This is a genomic window from Desulfotomaculum sp., from assembly GCF_982386235.1.
In genome coordinates this window covers 1-16,970 of sequence record NZ_CEVWQM010000029.1, presented here as the reverse complement: position 1 = coordinate 16,970, position 16,970 = coordinate 1, and the positions used below count along the sequence as shown (strand labels likewise).

At 45.3% G+C, this 16,970-nt stretch carries 17 protein-coding genes and 1 pseudogene; 12 read left to right on the top strand and 6 right to left on the bottom strand.

Annotated elements, in window-relative coordinates; translation table 11 throughout:
- Positions 1–6: 6 nt before the first annotated feature.
- Positions 7–1,404, top strand: coding sequence for an MFS transporter (locus AC1U9Z_RS15085; protein ID WP_333532456.1), 1,398 nt, complete (start codon positions 7–9; stop codon positions 1,402–1,404).
- Between the two features lie 57 nt (positions 1,405–1,461).
- Here the strand turns inward: AC1U9Z_RS15085 and AC1U9Z_RS15080 are convergent, their stop codons facing one another.
- Positions 1,462–2,388: a LysR family transcriptional regulator gene (locus AC1U9Z_RS15080; protein WP_479958182.1), complete on the bottom strand. Its 927-nt coding sequence runs from the start codon at positions 2,386–2,388 to the stop codon at positions 1,462–1,464.
- 241 nt (positions 2,389–2,629) lie between these two features.
- On the opposite strand from AC1U9Z_RS15080, the gene gcvH reads away from it, so the two are divergent.
- From gcvH to AC1U9Z_RS15030, 10 genes and pseudogenes are all read left to right on the top strand, one after another.
- Positions 2,630–3,028: a glycine cleavage system protein GcvH gene (gcvH, locus tag AC1U9Z_RS15075; protein WP_333532454.1), complete on the top strand. Its 399-nt coding sequence runs from the start codon at positions 2,630–2,632 to the stop codon at positions 3,026–3,028.
- A gap of 45 nt (positions 3,029–3,073) precedes the next feature.
- Complete coding sequence (locus AC1U9Z_RS15070; RefSeq protein ID WP_479958181.1) at positions 3,074–3,922, top strand: hypothetical protein; 849 nt, start codon at positions 3,074–3,076, stop codon at positions 3,920–3,922.
- Positions 3,923–3,962: 40 nt separating this feature from the next.
- Positions 3,963–5,405 (top strand): aryl-sulfate sulfotransferase, encoded by a 1,443-nt coding sequence (locus AC1U9Z_RS15065; protein WP_333532452.1) that lies wholly within the window; start codon positions 3,963–3,965, stop codon positions 5,403–5,405.
- Between the two features lie 64 nt (positions 5,406–5,469).
- On the top strand, positions 5,470–6,846 hold the full coding sequence (lpdA, locus tag AC1U9Z_RS15060; protein ID WP_479958180.1) for a dihydrolipoyl dehydrogenase: 1,377 nt from the start codon (positions 5,470–5,472) through the stop codon (positions 6,844–6,846).
- 32 nt (positions 6,847–6,878) lie between these two features.
- Positions 6,879–7,574 carry a lipoyl(octanoyl) transferase LipB gene (gene lipB / locus AC1U9Z_RS15055; protein ID WP_479958179.1) on the top strand — a complete coding sequence of 232 codons (696 nt, stop codon included), beginning with the start codon at positions 6,879–6,881 and terminating at the stop codon, positions 7,572–7,574.
- Positions 7,567–8,418 carry a lipoyl synthase gene (gene lipA / locus AC1U9Z_RS15050; RefSeq protein ID WP_479958178.1) on the top strand — a complete coding sequence of 284 codons (852 nt, stop codon included), beginning with the start codon at positions 7,567–7,569 and terminating at the stop codon, positions 8,416–8,418. Before lipB ends, lipA begins: the two co-directional genes overlap by 8 nt.
- Positions 8,419–8,568: 150 nt before the next feature.
- Positions 8,569–9,216, top strand: coding sequence for a Crp/Fnr family transcriptional regulator (locus tag AC1U9Z_RS15045; protein ID WP_479958177.1), 648 nt, complete (start codon positions 8,569–8,571; stop codon positions 9,214–9,216).
- Between the two features lie 220 nt (positions 9,217–9,436).
- A pseudogene (locus tag AC1U9Z_RS15040) lies at positions 9,437–9,691 on the top strand (thioredoxin); the annotation flags it as partial.
- Positions 9,652–10,479 (top strand): MFS transporter, encoded by an 828-nt coding sequence (locus AC1U9Z_RS15035; protein ID WP_479958205.1) that lies wholly within the window; start codon positions 9,652–9,654, stop codon positions 10,477–10,479. The pseudogene AC1U9Z_RS15040 and the gene AC1U9Z_RS15035, both read left to right, overlap by 40 nt.
- Positions 10,480–10,688: 209 nt before the next feature.
- Positions 10,689–11,393 (top strand): Crp/Fnr family transcriptional regulator, encoded by a 705-nt coding sequence (locus AC1U9Z_RS15030; RefSeq protein ID WP_333532445.1) that lies wholly within the window; start codon positions 10,689–10,691, stop codon positions 11,391–11,393.
- A gap of 116 nt (positions 11,394–11,509) precedes the next feature.
- On the opposite strand, the gene AC1U9Z_RS15025 is transcribed toward AC1U9Z_RS15030, so the two are convergent.
- From AC1U9Z_RS15025 to AC1U9Z_RS15015, 3 genes are read right to left on the bottom strand one after another with little or no spacing between them, the layout of a single operon-like run.
- Positions 11,510–13,495, bottom strand: coding sequence for a CoB--CoM heterodisulfide reductase iron-sulfur subunit A family protein (locus tag AC1U9Z_RS15025; protein WP_333532444.1), 1,986 nt, complete (start codon positions 13,493–13,495; stop codon positions 11,510–11,512).
- A 19-nt stretch (positions 13,496–13,514) separates the two neighbouring features.
- The gene (locus AC1U9Z_RS15020; protein ID WP_333532443.1) at positions 13,515–14,369 is read right to left on the bottom strand and encodes a CoB--CoM heterodisulfide reductase iron-sulfur subunit B family protein; all 855 of its coding nucleotides are present in this window, start codon (positions 14,367–14,369) and stop codon (positions 13,515–13,517) included.
- A 1-nt stretch (position 14,370) separates the two neighbouring features.
- Positions 14,371–14,934, bottom strand: a complete 564-nt coding sequence (locus tag AC1U9Z_RS15015) for a 4Fe-4S dicluster domain-containing protein (protein WP_479958176.1) — start codon at positions 14,932–14,934, stop codon at positions 14,371–14,373.
- Between the two features lie 303 nt (positions 14,935–15,237).
- Here AC1U9Z_RS15015 and AC1U9Z_RS15010 point away from each other — a divergent pair, with 303 nt between their 5' ends.
- Positions 15,238–16,005, top strand: coding sequence for an alpha/beta fold hydrolase (locus AC1U9Z_RS15010; protein WP_479958175.1), 768 nt, complete (start codon positions 15,238–15,240; stop codon positions 16,003–16,005).
- 114 nt (positions 16,006–16,119) lie between these two features.
- On the opposite strand, the gene AC1U9Z_RS15005 is transcribed toward AC1U9Z_RS15010, so the two are convergent.
- Complete coding sequence (locus AC1U9Z_RS15005; protein WP_333532440.1) at positions 16,120–16,335, bottom strand: hypothetical protein; 216 nt, start codon at positions 16,333–16,335, stop codon at positions 16,120–16,122.
- 67 nt (positions 16,336–16,402) lie between these two features.
- Positions 16,403–16,970, bottom strand: a 568-nt coding sequence (locus tag AC1U9Z_RS15000) for a 4Fe-4S binding protein (RefSeq protein ID WP_479958174.1), incomplete at its 5' end; no start/stop codon positions are given.

The following is a 16,970-nucleotide window of genomic DNA, read 5'->3' as shown; positions in this document are numbered from 1 at the left end:
GCGCTTATGCAGAAAAATAGCAGTGCCAGTTTGTCGGCAGGAAATTTTTTGAGTAGCAGTAGTGTGGATGTAAATGCAGGTGTCATAATTAAAAACAATTACTTCGATGGTCTACCTGTTTCAAGGAATCATATGCGTCTTTTTGCACTAATTATTTTAGCCTACTTCTTTGAGCAACTAGATAATAATAACTTTGCCTTTGTGGCTCCAGCACTGATTAGGTCTTGGGGGATCACCATGGAGGACATCGCTCATATTACCTCCTTATACTTTGTGGGTATGACCCTAGGTGGACTGTTGGGCGGTGTTATTTCCGACTTTATTGGACGCAGAAAAACCTTTTTAGCAAGTATCGTAGTATTTTCAGTAGCATCTATCGTCAACGGATTGGCCAACGATTTAACCACCTTCGCCATTTCTAGAGCCATAACTGGTTTTGGTATCTTCTGTATGATGGTAGTTTCCATTGCCTATATCTCGGAAATGACACCTGCGGAAAGTAGGGGTAAGTGGCAAAATATGACTGCTGGTATTGGTTTCCTAGCTATGCCCTTAATTGGAGTTATCGCTCGGATAATCGTTCCTATTAGTCAAGATTCCTGGCGCTGGATATTTTATTTGGGTGGTTTAGGCTTGATTGGCTTCTTCCTTGGTTTGAAGTATCTGAAAGAATCTCCCCGCTGGTTGGTGGCCAAGGGACGTGTGGCTGAAGCAGAACAGGTTGTATTTGAATTATCTGGTCGCCAAGTGGATTTAAGTGAAGCTGCTAAAAAAGTACAACCCAGTGAAAACATGAAGGAAGTCCTGGTTGGTATGTTCAGTGGGTCATATATCAAAAGAACGGCAGTGTTGCTTGTATCCTTTATATGTCTCAACGTTCCGGGATTTGTCTTTATGGCTTGGACACCCACCTTGTTACAACAAAAGGGTTTTAGCTTAGAACAATCTTTATTTGCCAGTTCGCTGATTATTCTGGGTGCTCCCATTGGATGTTTCCTATCCTCCTTCGTCTCCGATAAAGGGGGTCGCAAAATTCCCATTGGGGTCATGGCACTTTGCTGGGCTGGACTAGCTCTGGTATATGCTAATCTTGGTAACACACTGTGGCTAATTATTGCTGTGGGGATGCTCATGAATGCCTTTAACTTAGGTGCCAGCTTTACTTTGTTTTCCTATGTGGCCGAATCTTACCCCACTAAAATGCGTAACACAGCCACTGGCTTTCATAATGCCATGGGACGTTTGTCTGTGGCAGGATCTCAATTGATGGTACCAGTTATTTATGCAAAGTTTGGTTTTGCAGGTATATTTACCACCATCGCTATGCTCCTGACAGTGGCAAGTTTTGCAGTATTAGTCTTTGGTGACCGTACTGGTGGTAAGTCATTGGAAGAAGTAGCATAATCATAGTTTTCTTTAATTTAAGAAGGCTGATAAGGGCAATCACCATCAGCCTTCTTGTTATTTTTTGCTGTTTAATAGTGTGGTTGCATGGGATTTCAGGATGGCTATGAACGCTTCAGCAGCATCTGACATTGAGCAGGAGGAAGGTATAAAACATCCATAGGACATCTTGACGGATTCCTTAAGGGGTATCGTAATCAAGGAATCATCGCTTAGCAGCCGGGTGTCTGTGGAAGAGGTTATACCCACTGCTTGACGATTAAGAATAGCATTTTTATATAGGTCTACGGAATTGGTTTTAACTAAAATATTTAGTCGGTTTAAATCTGGAAACATGAAACTGATGATCTTGAGATAAGGTTTAAAGTTGTAGATTGCAATTGGCTGCTGATATAAATCAGTTTTAGTTAGACTTTTCTTTTTAGCCAGTGGAGAATTGCCCGCTACCACTGCGAACATTTCATTTTCTAGGATTTTTTCGAAGGTGCCGTTGCAGGAAAGAATTTGTTCGTTGAACTCAAAATCTGGCAGAATAAACAGGCCGATATCGATTTCACAGTTGTTGATATCATCAATTATTCTATCAGGTTGTTTCTCCTGAACATGAACCTCCACTCCAGGAAATTGCTTATTATATAAATCCAGTACCTCTGGCAGCAAATTGCTGCTGATAAAGGGAACCGCACTAATGAGAAGCTTTCCTGATAAATTTTGCACGTTTATCTTAGCATAAGATTGCACAATGGTCAGTAATTCATCGTATTTCTGAAGAATTTCCTGGGCCTTAGCCACCACCACTTCACCTGCTTCAGTTAGGGTAACCCCTTGACGGTGGCGATTTAAAAGGGGCACTTTTAAATCGTTTTCCAGCCGCACCATAATTTGGCTTAATCCTTGTTGGGAAATGAAGAGCCGCTTGGCCGATAATGTGATGGATTTTGTTTGTGCCACATCAACCAGATAATGAAGGTGATTAATATCCATACAACCACACCTTTTTTATGGAAATTATTGCAACTAGATTAACACAACCCTTATAGCTAAACAAGTTAAACTAAATTGACCTCCATGTCAATCAAACGACAAATATTTTGTAACTTTCTGTTGCCAAGTAGTTTGCGCTACCGATTTGCTGAACGGGATATGCTAATCTTAAAACAATAAGACCGTGATAACTTTCCCAAAGTGGTGACTCAATAACTTAGAATTGAAAGGAATGTTGATAATGACTAAAGCAATTACAGAGTTGAATTTCATTGATGATATCCTCTACTTCCACGAGCATACCTGGGCCAAGGTTGAAGGTGACTTGGTGAGGGTTGGTATCACGGATTTCGCACAGGATCAATTGAGCAACATCATCTTTGTGGAACTGCCCAATGTTGGTGAAACCTATCGTAAAGGCGACGAATTTGGTCAGGCTGAGTCAGCTAAAACTGTTTCTGCCCTCTACATGCCTGTAAGCGGTGAGATTGTTGAGATTAATGAAGAACTAGAAGAAGCCCCCCAAAACGTCAATGAAGATCCCTATGGTACTGGTTGGATGATTGTTGTTAAGCCCGGTAACCTGGTTGAACTAAAAGAATTGCTTGCCAAAGAAGACTACCTGAATCAAATCAAATAATATCTTGCATTAAATATCCTTATCACAAGGAAGGGAGATGTCTTAATGAGTTTTACCATTTACACAGCCACTGGTTGTACCCGGTGCAAAATCATTAAACAGCTTATGCATGAACGGGGCATTGCCTTTGAAGAACAAGATATGAAAGCCGAAGGGAAAGAAGCCTTTCAAAAGTTTTATGCTGCTAATCGGAAGGCGATCTTCCGTGGTCCCGATGGTGTAGAATTTCCTCTCCTGCACGACACAGAGGCAGGGAACATTCATCAGGGGATTGGTGCCTGTGTGGCTTATCTTTATGGTGGTGGCAAACTGGATAGTTTCTTTAGTGTAGGAACTCTGCACAAAGAATGGGTGGATGGAATACATGTTTCTGGCGGGAATTCTGAGGATGCTAAAGGATTCCTGGAAGTATTACGTTACATTAAGAAAACCAACAACATGAAACTCCAGCTGGATACCAATGGTCTTAACAGTGCTATTCTTGAACAAATACTAGCTGAGGGTTTAGCTGATGTAATAATTATGAATGTATTAGGCCCTAAGGAATTGTACAGCCAGATCCTGGGCAAGGAGGTTGACACTGCAGAAATCGAAAAATCCTTGTCCCTGGTTTCTAAGTTCCCTGAGTATAAATTCCAGACTACTGTTACCCCGGTGGTTTGTGGGGACGGTGAAATTCGCTACCTGACTACTAAGGAAGTTGGGGTCGCAGCCAAATTAATTGCCGAAGCCACTGGTAGCATGAAGAACCCTTATTTAATCAAATTATTTAAACCCAAAGAGTGTAGGGATGAGCGTTTTAAAGATATAGAGGCTATGGCGGCAGACGCATTATTACCTTACCGTACAGCCGCTAGGGCGCATCAAGTTTTTGTGGAAATAGAAAAGGCCTAACCAGCTTTTTTATTAAAATATAACATTAGGAGGCAATAACATGAGTTATCCAACCGTATATCCAACTGGTGTAACTGTATACAATCCTCAAAAAGCCTGGAATGGCTTTACCATCTTCCAAGCCAGAGAAGTTGGTGCTATGCTTATTGATATGAACGGTACCGAAGTAAACCTCTGGCAGGGTCTGCACGGCTTCCCGAACAAAATGCTGCCGGGTGGTTATGTATTTGGGCACCTGGGCGAAAGAAACAATAACTTTGGTATGCAGGATCAAACGGACTTAGTACAGGTGGACTGGGAAGGTAATGTTGTCTGGAAATTTAACCAGTATGAGTTCATCGAAGATCCTGGTGAAGAGCCCCAGTGGATGGCTAGACAGCACCACGACTACCAGCGTCAGGGCAACCCCGTGGGTTACTATGTACCTGGCATGGAGCCGCTGGTAGACAAGGGCAATACCCTCATCCTCTGCCATAAAAATGTAAGAAATCCCAAGATTTCCGACAAATTATTGCTGGATGATGTTATTATCGAAGTGGACTGGGAAGGTAACATTGTTTGGGAGTGGGCTTGCAACGAGCACTTTGATGAATTCGGTTTCGACGAAGCAGCAAAAAATATCCTTTGCCGTGACCCCAACATGCGTTCCTCCGGCGGTGGCATGGGTGACTGGATGCACATCAACTCCATGTCGGTGCTTGGTCCCAACCGATTTTATGATGCCGGGGATGAAAGGTTTAATCCCGAGAATATCATTATTGACGGCCGGGAAACCAACATTATCTGCATTATTGAAAAGAAAACCGGCAAGATTGTTTGGCAGCTGGGTCCCAACTATGACAGCAGCGAAGAACTTAAGAAAATTGGCTGGATCATTGGCCAGCACCATGCTCACATGATTCCCAAGGGCCTGCCCGGGGAAGGCAACATCCTAATCTTTGACAATGGCGGCTGGGCCGGTTATGGTGCGCCGAACCCCGCTTCTCCCACCGGCGCAAAGAACGCCCGTCGTGATTACTCCCGGGTGTTGGAAATTGACCCCACCACCCTGAAGATTGTTTGGCAGTATACACCTGCGGAAGCCGGTTTCTTGATGCCCACGGATGCCGAACGTTTCTACAGCCCTTATATCAGCAGTGCCCAACGTCTGCCTAACGGGAACACCTTAATTACCGAGGGATCGGACGGACGTATCTTCGAGGTCACCGCCGAGTATGAACTTGTTTGGGAATACATCAGCCCTTATAAGGGTGAAAAAATGCCAACCAACATGGTCTATCGTGCTTACCGCTTACCCTACGAATGGGTGCCTCAGTTGGAGCGTCCGGTGGAAACAGCTATTGAGCCGGTGGATGTAACCACCTTCCGGATGCCCGGCGCAGCACCAATGGGTGCGAAGAAAACCACCACGATTGAAGGAACCAGACCCTACCAGGGCGACAGAGCACTCTGTGTAGCTGCCGGTGATGAAGCGGAAGAGTAGGGAACATAAATGGGGGCCGTCGCCCCCCCATTATAAATTAGGATAAGATAGGGAGGGCAAGAGCATGATGTATAAAGCAGTGGTTATTGGCGGCGGCCCCGGTGGCTATGTGGCTGCCATTCGTATCGCTCAACTGGGCGGTAAGGTTGCCGTGGTAGAAAAGGATAAACTAGGTGGTACCTGTTTAAATAGAGGCTGCATTCCTACCAAATCCCTGATTGCTGCTGTTGATAAACTAAAGGCAGTGGCAGATGCCGCTGAATTTGGTATTGAAGTGGGTAAGCCAGTAATTGACTTTGCCAAGGTTCAGGCCAGAAAGGCTGAAGTGGTGGAGAAGCTGGTGGGTGGTATTAACTTCCTGTTTAATAAGAACAAGGTAGAATTGTTTAACGGTACAGCAAGAATCAAAGCACCCGGTGTGGTGGAGGTTGAAAATAATGGTGCCATCCAGGAATTACAATGTGAAAACATTGTCATTGCCACTGGCTCCAGTCCGGCTTTAATTAAATCCCTGGGGTACAACGGAACCTCTGTCATTACCAGTGAAGAAGCCCTGCAATTGACGGAAGTTCCCAAAAGCCTGCTGGTAATCGGTGCCGGTGTTATTGGCTGTGAATTTGCCCATATTTATGGTAGTATGGGAACGGAAATAACGATGGTGGAGGCAGCATCAAGCATCTTGTCTTTACAGGACAAGGATATATCCCGTCGGATGCAAACCGTTTTCAAGAAGAAAAAGTTTACGATTAAAACCAATGTAACCATTAATAAAATCGAAGAGACCGCCGGTGGCATTCAAGCCGAACTGGCAAACGGCGATGTGATCACCGCCGAGAAGGCCCTGATTTCCATTGGTCGTACCCTCAATACCCAAAACCTGGGCTTGGCAGAGGCCGGGGTTGTCCTTGGTGAAAGGGGCCAGATCGTGGTCAATGACCAAATGCAAACCAACGTCAAAGGTATCTATGCCATTGGGGATGTGGTTATGAAATACCAACTGGCTCATGTGGCATCGGCCCAGGGCATTGTGGTTGCCGAAGATATCATGGGTAAAGAGACAAAAATGGATTACCGTGCCGTACCCAGCTGCATTTTTACCAGCCCCGAGGTGGCTTCGGTGGGTATGACGGAGCAGCAGGTGAAGAACAAGGGTATCCCGGTGAAAAGCGGCAAATTTAACTTCATGGCCAATGGCAAGGCACTGAGCATGGGTGAAGGGGAAGGGTTTGTTAAGGTTGTTACCAATGCTGAAACCGATGTGATACTGGGTGTACACATCATTGGCCCCCATGCTTCGGACTTAATTGCCGAAGCCACCTTGGCCGTGAAGAATGGCCTAACTGCTAAGGATTTGGCGGCAACCATCCATGCGCACCCCACTCTGGCTGAGGCCATTATGGAAGCTGCGGAGAATGTGCATGGTTTAAGTATTCACGGCTAGATTTGTGGGCGGTTGTTTGGGGAGTGATAGGATTGAGGTTATTGGTTGCAGCATTGGACGAAATAGATTATATGGAAGCTTTAACCCTGCAGGAAAGACTTTTGCAATTAAGACAGCAAAACAGGGTACCGGATATCCTGCTCCTGTTGCAGCATCCGCCAACATTGACCCTGGGAACCAGGGAAAATCGCCATAATATCCTTACCCCCGAAGGGATATTAGCCAGGCAGGGGGTTAAAATCTATAAAATTAACCGGGGCGGTGATGTTACCTACCACGGCCCCGGTCAAATTGTCGGTTACCCGATTCTCAATCTAACTGGGTATGGTAAAAGTGTGCGGGTTTATGTGGACAAACTGGAAGAGCTTTTTATTCAGCTGCTGGAAGCGGAATATGGGATTACAGCCGGTCGGGACAGCCAGTATACCGGCGTCTGGACTGGCGGCGAGAAAATCACGGCCATAGGCTGTGCGGTGAAACGTTGGGTCACCATGCATGGCTTTGCCTTTAATGTGAATACCAATTTAAGTCATTTCAAATGGATTAATCCCTGTGGCATTACCGATCGGGGTGTCACTTCACTGCAAAAAATACTGGGGCAGCCCCAGGACATGGGTCGGGTGAACCAACAGGTAATTTCCCACTTTAGCCGGGTTTTTAATTGTGAAACGGAGCTTATTGACCGGCCAAGCTTACAGAATATGTTAGGAGGGTGTGCCTATGAATAAGCGAAAACCAGAGTGGCTAAGGGTGAAATTACAGGGGGCGGAAAAATCTCATCGGGTCAAGGAGATGCTGGATCGGTTATCCCTACATACCGTCTGTCAGGAGGCCAATTGCCCCAATCTGATTGAGTGTTTTGGCCGTAAGACGGCTACCTTTATGATTTTAGGCAGTGTCTGTACCCGCAATTGTACCTTTTGTAACGTTACCAAAGGCCACACCCAAGCCGTTGACCCCCAGGAACCTACCCATGTGGCCGAGGCGGTTAAGGAGTTGGGTCTGAAACATGCTGTCATTACCTCTGTCACCAGGGATGACCTACCGGACGGCGGTGCCGGTCACTTTGCCAAGGTTATTGAAAAACTCAGGGACACCGAGGTAATTGTGGAAGTGCTGATCCCCGATTTCCAGGGTGATCCTCAGGCACTGGCCACCGTGCTTCAGACCAAACCCCATATTCTTAATCACAATATTGAAACCGTACCCCGGTTATATCCCACTGTGCGCCCAAAGGCGAGCTATGCCCGTTCCCTGGAACTATTGAAAAACTCCAAGGAAATGGATGCCAGTATCTACACGAAATCGGGTATCATGGTGGGCCTGGGTGAGCAGGAAGCGGAGGTCCTGGCTGTACTGCATGACTTGCGGGCCGTTGACTGTGACTTACTGACCATCGGCCAGTATCTGGCCCCCTCGGCTAAGCACCATGAGGTTATCGAATATATCCACCCGGATCAGTTTAAAAAATACAAAGAAGCGGCTTACCAAATGGGTTTTAAATATGTGGCCTCAGACCCGCTGGTGAGAAGTTCCTACCATGCGGCGGATGTGCAACATATTATTGAGTAAGGACAAAAGGGTCAACCTAGGCGAAGTGCTAAGGGTTGACTTGTTGCATATAAAGGGGAGGCAGGAACCATTGTCAAAAGAGGGTTTCCCGGCCCAGTAGAAGGAAATTTTGCCATAGGTTTGGCTATGGAAAATAATGGGGGGTTCTGTATGTCTGAAAACCCGAATGATTCCTTACGTTCTATTTCTCCCATAATTTCTGGTCCGTTTGATTTGTGTACCAATTCCTTAGCTCAGCGAACCTACAGTAAAGGTGAAATCATCATTCAGAGAGGGCAAAGGCTGAACTCTGCCTATTTTTTAAAAAAGGGTAAAGCAAAGCATGTTATCACAACGATCAATGGCGAAGAAAGAATCTCATTTTATTCGGTGGGGCCATGTTTAATTGGTGAGGTGCCTTTTTTGACAGGTTTTCCACCCTATGTGGATACGGTCGCTTGTGAAAAATCAACTGTTCAATTGCTTACAAGAGAAGAACTATTTTTAAATTGTAATTGGGAAACCTTATATACTACCTTGGCACTTAAATTACGCAGTCAGGCATTCCTGATTGAGGGTGACTGCCTGGCTGCCAATGAACGTATTTGCCGTTTCCTATATGTTTTAAGCATCACTAGCAGCAATAATATACTGAAAATTACCCAAAAAGAGATTGCAGATATCACGGGTTTACACCGTATTACCGTTAACGAAGTGATAAAGGATCTAGAGAATCGACAGGCAATTAGTAAATCGCGGGGGACCATCCGGTTACTGGATGCGGAAGGAATAAAAATCTTATCCGGTTTAGGTATTTAACATGTTAACCGCCCATGCAAAGGGAATTTGATCCCTGGCATGGGCGGTTTTTTATATAAATTTATTGCTTGGCAAGCTGCTGTGTAGCCTAGACTAACGTCTGATACAGACAAATTTGTTACATTAGACACAAGAAGCATTGTGAAAAAAGCTACGAGGGGTAAGACGGACCTTCAGGCTGCGCAGTAGTCGTGATTTGATTTCTAAGGAGGAACTTGATATGACCTACCCGAGTATTTATCCAACGGGGGTAACGGTGTATAAACCCGAAAAATGTTGGAATGGCTACACCATTTTCCAAGCCAAAGAACTGGGTGCCTTGCTCATTAATATGAATGGTGCAGAGGTTAACCTATGGAAGGGATTACATGGTTTTCCTAACAAAATGCTGCCCGGGGGCTATGTGTTGGGTCACTCTGGGGAGAGGCCCTCTAAATTTGCCCACCAGGACCAAGTAGATTTGATTCAGGTGGACTTGGGATAATTGCAGGGATCTTAGGTATTCTGTGCTTAAAGGAATCACCCCGGTGGTTGGTAAGTAAAAATAGAATACCAGAAGCAGAAGAAGTTGTTTTTAAACTTTCGGGTGTTCCGGTAGACTTAAGTGATTCAATTCCCACTAAAGCTGAAAAAATGCAGTTGGGTAAAGTTATCGCAGAGATGTTTACTCCTATCTATATAAGAAGAACATTGGTTTTATTAGTTGCTTCCTGTGGTACGGTTATTTGTGCGCAAGTAATTGCGGTTTGGGTGCCTACATTGCTCAAATTAAATGGCTTTAGCATGGAAGATACCCTTACACTCGCTACCATTTTTGCCATAGGAATGCCGTTAGGTCAATTTGGGGCAGCCTATTTCTCGGATAAGGGTGGCAGGAAGATACCCATTGTAGGGTTTTCCATTGTAGCTGCTATTGTAACCATAGGCTTCCTATTTGTAGGCAAGAACTTCCTATTAATGGCCCTTACCGGTCTTTTAATTAACGCTTTTCTGGTTGGCAGAAGTTTTATTATTCATCCTTACATTGCTGAGTCCTACCCAACCAAACTAAGAAATACCGTAGTGGGTTTAATCAATTCCGTATCCCGTTTTTCGATCATGGCGATTCAACTTATTATACCCCTGCTTTATGCCGGATATGGAATAACGGGTGTGTACGGAATGGTAGCAACCATTAGTTTAATTGTAGCAGTTGTAGTGGGGGTTTTTGGCTGGCGTTCTGCAAAAAAGTCATTAGAAGATATAAATGAAAAACTTGCTTAGTAAAAAGACCGGGTCATCCGCCCGATCAAATAAAAAGCAGACCCGCTATAAAGGTCCGCTTGATTAAAAAAACGAGGGCCAGCACGTTCAAGTGACGGTCCTAGTAATTGGTACACCTTCAATCATTCAGCAGTTTTTCAATTTTGGCAGCCATATTTCTTTGTGTTACACTAATGTAGTAAATAGGCTAGGCCGAGGAGGGAAGCGAGATGGGGGAACATGAAGCATTACTGACGACATCGCCTTGGGTAAAATCCCAATTTCTCAAATCCGAAAATATGAGTGAAGGGGACTTGGCCCTTATTCAAAGGGTTGGTGAAAAGAAAAATTACCCTAAGGGAGCGATTATCACCGGCATGGGCAATCGTGGTGAACGTATGTACTATGTGTTGAAGGGAACCATTCGGTCCAGCCTATTAAGTGCAGATGGTGTAGAAAAACCCGTTGTTTATGTTACCCCCGGCTGTTTTTTAGGGGAGGAAGCTTTTTTTCATAGGCAACCAACCATATACAGTGCCTTGGCCATTGAAGATGTTGAGGTTATTGAGATAGACTGCAAGTTTTTACCGGATATTGTGAATAGCCCCGGGTTAGCTCATATATTACTAAATTCCCTGAGTTTTAAATCCCGCATCCTAGCCAGCCAAATTGAGGACTTGGCCTTCCGCAGTACGGTAGAAAAGGTTTCCCGAATTTTGTATTGTATCTTAGCGGAGACCCCAGGGGGCAAAGAAAAACATGAGTCCATTCAGATCAGCCAACAGGAATTAGCTGCCATTGCCGGTGCCCATCGGGTCTCTATCACCAATGCCATTTCTCAGTTGAAAAAGGATGAGGTTATTAAAACCGCTAAAGACGGTTCGATTATTGTCATTGATTGGGAAAAGCTACGGGAGAAGGGATTTGGTATGTAGGCTGAGAAGGAAAGATTTTTGTCAGCCGGAAACGTAGGTGCCTGGCACCGTCGAATGACGGAAGCTAGCAGCAAAAACGGGATCAGATTTGCTATAAGCAAGCCTGACCCCGTTTTTTAGTTATGGATTAGAGCTTTGATCTCGGACATGATCTGTTGGTTTGTAAAGCCTTTTAAGTCTGCTGCACCGCAGCGGCAGGTGGAGGAACAGGCACCGCAGCCCTGGCAAAGGCCGGTGTTAATGGCAGCAACTGTTCGATGGTTTTCCTTGCCACCTGTTTTATCAAGAATTGTTTTAGCCTCAATGGCATTGAAGGGACAAACGGCCTGGCAGGCTAAACAGCCGGTGCATTTGCTTTCATCGATCTGGGCTACCATTGGGTTGGTGGCCAGTTCATTTTTAGATAATAAAATGATCACTTTGGCTGCTGCTGCACTGGCCTGAGAAACGGTATCCGGGATGTCCTTTGGCCCCTGACAGCAGCCTGATAAAAAAATACCCCCGGTATTGGTTTCAACCGGCTTAAGTTTCGGATGGGCCTCCTGATAAAAACCGTCTTTATCGGTGGTAAAACCAACCACTTGGGCTAACTGGTCAGAGCCTAGGCTAGGTACCATTGCTGTGGCTAATACGACCAGATCCGCCTCAACCTCCACGGGTCGTCCCAATAGCGTATCGGCACCCCTGACCACTAATTTATTGCCCTTGTGATAGATCTTGGAAACCCTACCTCGAAGGTAACAAGCACCCTCCTCCACCGAGCGTTGGTAAAATTCCTCGTAGCCCTTGCCAGGGGTTCGCACATCCATGTAAAAGATATAGGCCCTGGCTCCTTCAATCTTCTCGAGCACTTGATGGGCATGTTTGGCAGTATACATACAGCAGGCCCGGGAACAGTAGGATTTACCCTTTGTTTCATCCCTCGAACCAACACACTTGATAAACACGACACTTTTGGGCTCTTTGCCGTCCGAGGGCCGAAGTATTTTACCACCGGTGGGACCGGAGGAATTCAACAGCCGTTCAAACTGTAAGCTGGTGATAACGTCAGGATATTTACCGTGACCATATTCGCCGTAGGAAAGGCTCCAATCAAATAAATCATAGCCTGTGGCCATCACGATGGCCCCCACTGCTACCTCAAAAAACTGATCACTGTCCTGATAATTGATGGCCCCGGCCTGACATACCTTCTGGCATACGCCACATTTGCCGCTTAAAAGCATACGACAGCCCTTAGGATCAATCACTGGTTTGTTTGGTACCGCCTGGGGACTGCTAATGTAGATGGCCTTTCGTAGGCCCATGTTCAAGTTATAGTTATCACTAACTTTGACAGGGCATTTTTCCCAGCAGGAGCCGCAGCCTGTACACTTTTCGTGGTCAACGTACTTGGCTTTTTGTTTAATTCGTACCTTAAAGTTACCAATATAGCCACCCACAGCATGGATTTCGGCGTGGGTGTAAAGCTTAATGTTAGGGTGCTGTACCACAGCAACCATCTTGGGGGTAACAATTCAGCCACTGCAATCCAAGGTAGGGAAGGTTTTGTCCAGCATGGCTGCTTTACCGCCAATGGAAGGTTCACGCTCCACCAGAATTACTTCATGTCCGGCATCGGCAATGTCCAGAGCGGTCTGTATCCCGGCGATACCACCACCAATTACCAGTGCCCGCTTGGTGACGGGAATCCGATCTTCATAAAGGGGTACCATATCGGTGGCTTTGGCCACTGCCCGACGTACCAGTGCCAGGGCCTTTTCCGTGGCCCTTTCTTTAGCATGGCTGTGCACCCAAGCGCATTGTTCTCTAATATTGGCTATTTCCAGCATGTATGGATTAAGGCCGGCCCGTTCCAGGGTTTGCCGAAAAGTAGGTTCATGCAGCCTGGGTGAGCAGGAGGCCAATACCACTTTATCCAACTGATGCTCCTTAATTTTTTGGACAATTAAATCTTGTCCGGGAACCGAACACATATATTTGTAATCGGTGCTAAAAACCACTCCGGGAAAGTTGGCAGCCTCCGCCGCCAACTGGGATACATTAACAACACTACTAATGTTGGAACCACACCAGCAGACAAAAACACCAATACGGTTCATTTTTTCACCCTCTCTGAAACTAGCGTATTTTGGTTAAGATGGATTGGGCGATATCTAAATCAATTCCCAGGCATTTCGGTTCGATCCCCAGGGATAAACCCAATAATTGTGTAAAGTAAAGGATCGGTATTTTTTTGTCGTTTTTATAAACCTTATTTACCTTGTCTTGCTTGACGTCAAGGTTAAAATGACACTGGGGACAAGCGTTAATAATACAATGGGCCCCGGCCTCCGCAGCACTGGTTAGAATGTCCTGAACCAGTTTGAGTGAAATTTCCTCATTGGTTACGGAGAGGGAGCCGCCACAACACTCCACCTTATGGGTCCAATCCACTGTATCAGCACCGACGGCTTTCATTAAATTATCCAAAACCTGAGGATCTTCGGGATCATCAATATCCACCACATTGGCGGGGCGCACCAGTAAGCAACCGTAATATACGGCAACCTTTAAACCAGTCAAAGGCTGTACCACCTGGGAGGAGATTTTTTCGGCACTTAGGCTGGAAAAAACCTGAATGAAGGATTTAATTTGTACGTTGCCCTGGTAAGGTTGGCCAGTGGCTTCATTGATTTTGTCCAGCAGGTCGGCATCCCCGGTTAGCTTCCAGTTAGCATAGGACAGTGCTTGATAACAAGCGGCACAAGGTGAGGTTACATCCAAACCCATTTCTTCGACTAAGTGTAAATTGCGGGCACATAGGGCCACTGGCAAATACTCACTGGAGGCGTGGGCGGCACTGGAACCACAGCAGTTCCAGTCCGGTATTTCTACTAGTTCCACACCAAGAAATTCACTGACCACGCGGGCAGACATATCATATTCTTTGGCCATAGATTGCAGGGAGCACCCGGGATAATAGGCGATTTTCACGTTATTTCATCTCCAACTTTTTAATGTTTTCCATAATTTTTAAGACTTCATTGCTGCCCTTTATTTTGTGGGGCATTAGATTCAGCTTGCCGCGGGAGATCATGTCTAAGCCGAGCTTGGCATTATTAAAAGGGTCGTGTAAATTAAGGTTGTATTTTAACATCATACCCATCTCGTAGGAGCGGCCGTACTTACGCAAGGAATCCAGGAAAAGCTGGTTAAACAAAGACACTTTTCTGCCACGGCCGTGGGTTTGAATACCTTGTTGGAGAGCCATGGTCCTTAAGCTATCCATTAGTTTGGCTAAATCAAAGCCACGGGGGCAGCGGGTGGAACAGGTCGAGCAAGTGGCACAAAGCCAAATTGTCTCCGTACGGAGTGCTTCATCGAGCATGCCTAATTGTAACATCCTGACAATTTGATTCGGTGCAACATCCATGGCAAAGGCCACTGGGCAACCGGCGGTACATTTGCCACATTGGTAACAATGTTGAATATTCTGTCCCAATTGATCAATTAACTGATTGTTCGTTGGATTTGTATCATTAAAAGTAATGATATCCATAAAAAGACCCCCCTAGCTTATAACTCAATATTCAAAATAGGTCATGAATTAAGATGTTTCACATTATTATACTATGATTTATGAATCTTGCTTACGTTTATAACTATTTTATAAGGTTAAAAAATTTTATTTAAGAAATTTGGAATCCTTTTGATAGCCATGTAATTAGTATGGAAATAACCTAGTTTTTTGGATTATTTTGACAAGTAATGGACAAAGGTGTGTTAGAATATTGTAAATATTATTATAAAAATTTTCTGCAGATATTCAAGTGAAAGTTTTATCCTGAAGGGGGTTTTGACAATGCCTTTTGTCACTGTAAACGGTCTGTCATGTCACTATCAAAGGAGTGCAACTGCCACTGAGCGGCCCCAACAAGCGGTGCTTTTTGTACACGGGGCCGGGGGAAGCCACCGGCACTGGCGTTTTCAACTGGACCACCTGGGCAAGGATTGTTTGGCCATGGCGGTGGATCTACCGGGGCATGGGCTGTCCGAGGGGCATGCACTGGATCGAATTGAGGCTTACAGTAAATTCATCAAAGATTTTTCTGATATAGTTATGGATTCGCCCTTCTTTCTAGTGGGACATTCCATGGGAGGGGCCATCGCTATGGATTTTGCCTTTAACCATCCTGAACGATTGGCAGGCTTAATCCTAGTGGGAACTGGTTCCCGGCTTCGGGTCATGCCAAAGTTATTGGAAACCTATAAAAACAATGAATACTTTCCGGGCTTGGAGAATTTTATGTATAGTACCGATACCCACCCGACTACCCTGCAACAGGCCAAGGAAGAACTGGAGCGTGTCCTCCCCTCCGTATTTTATGCGGACTTTACTGCCTGCAATCTTTTTGATGCCACAGACAGGCTGGAGAAGATCCAGGTACCAACCTTGGTCATAGCGGCTGATAAAGATGTTATGACACCAATAAAATACAGTCAAGGGTTAGTTGATAAAATACCTAACTCTAAGTTGACAATCATCCCCGGGGCTGGTCATATGATGATGTTGGAACGGCCAAAGGAGTTTAATCAAGCCATATTGTCATTCGCTGAAAGTGTTGATTAGCCATTCATCCTGTGCTAGACATTGCTTGGCGGTTTTGATGCATTTGGCATACTGTATAGGTAATTTAAAAAGAGCGGACGTGTCCGCTCTTTTTGAGTTTAACAGCATGTTAAATTAGTTGTGTTCAACGCCAGGTGTATGGTCTTTACCGGCTAGGGTTATATAAGAGGTACCGATATAAAGGTACTCAATTTTACCCTCTTTGGCCAATTCGGACACAGCCTTATCGACTTCTTTCTTTTTAACACCTATTTTTTCTGCAACTACACGGGGTTTTTCTTTGCTAACTCCTGCGAGGTAAGCTAAAATTTTTTCTTTAATTTCTTCCATTATTTACACCACCATTTCCTAGCATCCATTGGGTTGGGTATAAATGTCGGTATCAAAAGCTATATTCTTACCACTTGAATTGAGTGGTGGATCGAAAGGTAGTTTGTGCCAGGGTAAAGTCGTCAATGTGCTTGTCTGTAAATTCCAGACCGGAAACTTCGAAGAACTTCTCCCAGCTAATGCGGTCGATCCACTCTGCCATACGCTCACCAGGTTGTGCATTTTCAGCATATATCTCAACCAGGTGCTTAACTGCGTCAACAACTTCCGGCCAGCGTGGGGGGTTGTTGGGCAGGAAGGGAATGGCCAGACGAGAGAATCTGGGACCAATACGGCTGTTGGAAATCTTACCACCAACCCAGATGGACACGGCATCATTCTTAGCGTCGATGATTTGTACGGACGGACACATGGTGTAGCAGTTACCGCAGTACATGCAACGCTCGGCCTTAATGTCAACTGATTTCAGTTTGGGATTGGGACGGATAGCTGCGGTGGGGCAGCTAGCAGTCAGGGTTGGGATTTCGCACAGTTTGTGCAGGTTTTCGTGGTCAATTTTGGGTACGGTTCTGTGAATACCCAGGATCGCAATGTCAGAGCAGTGTACAGCACCGCACATGTTCAAACAGCAAGCC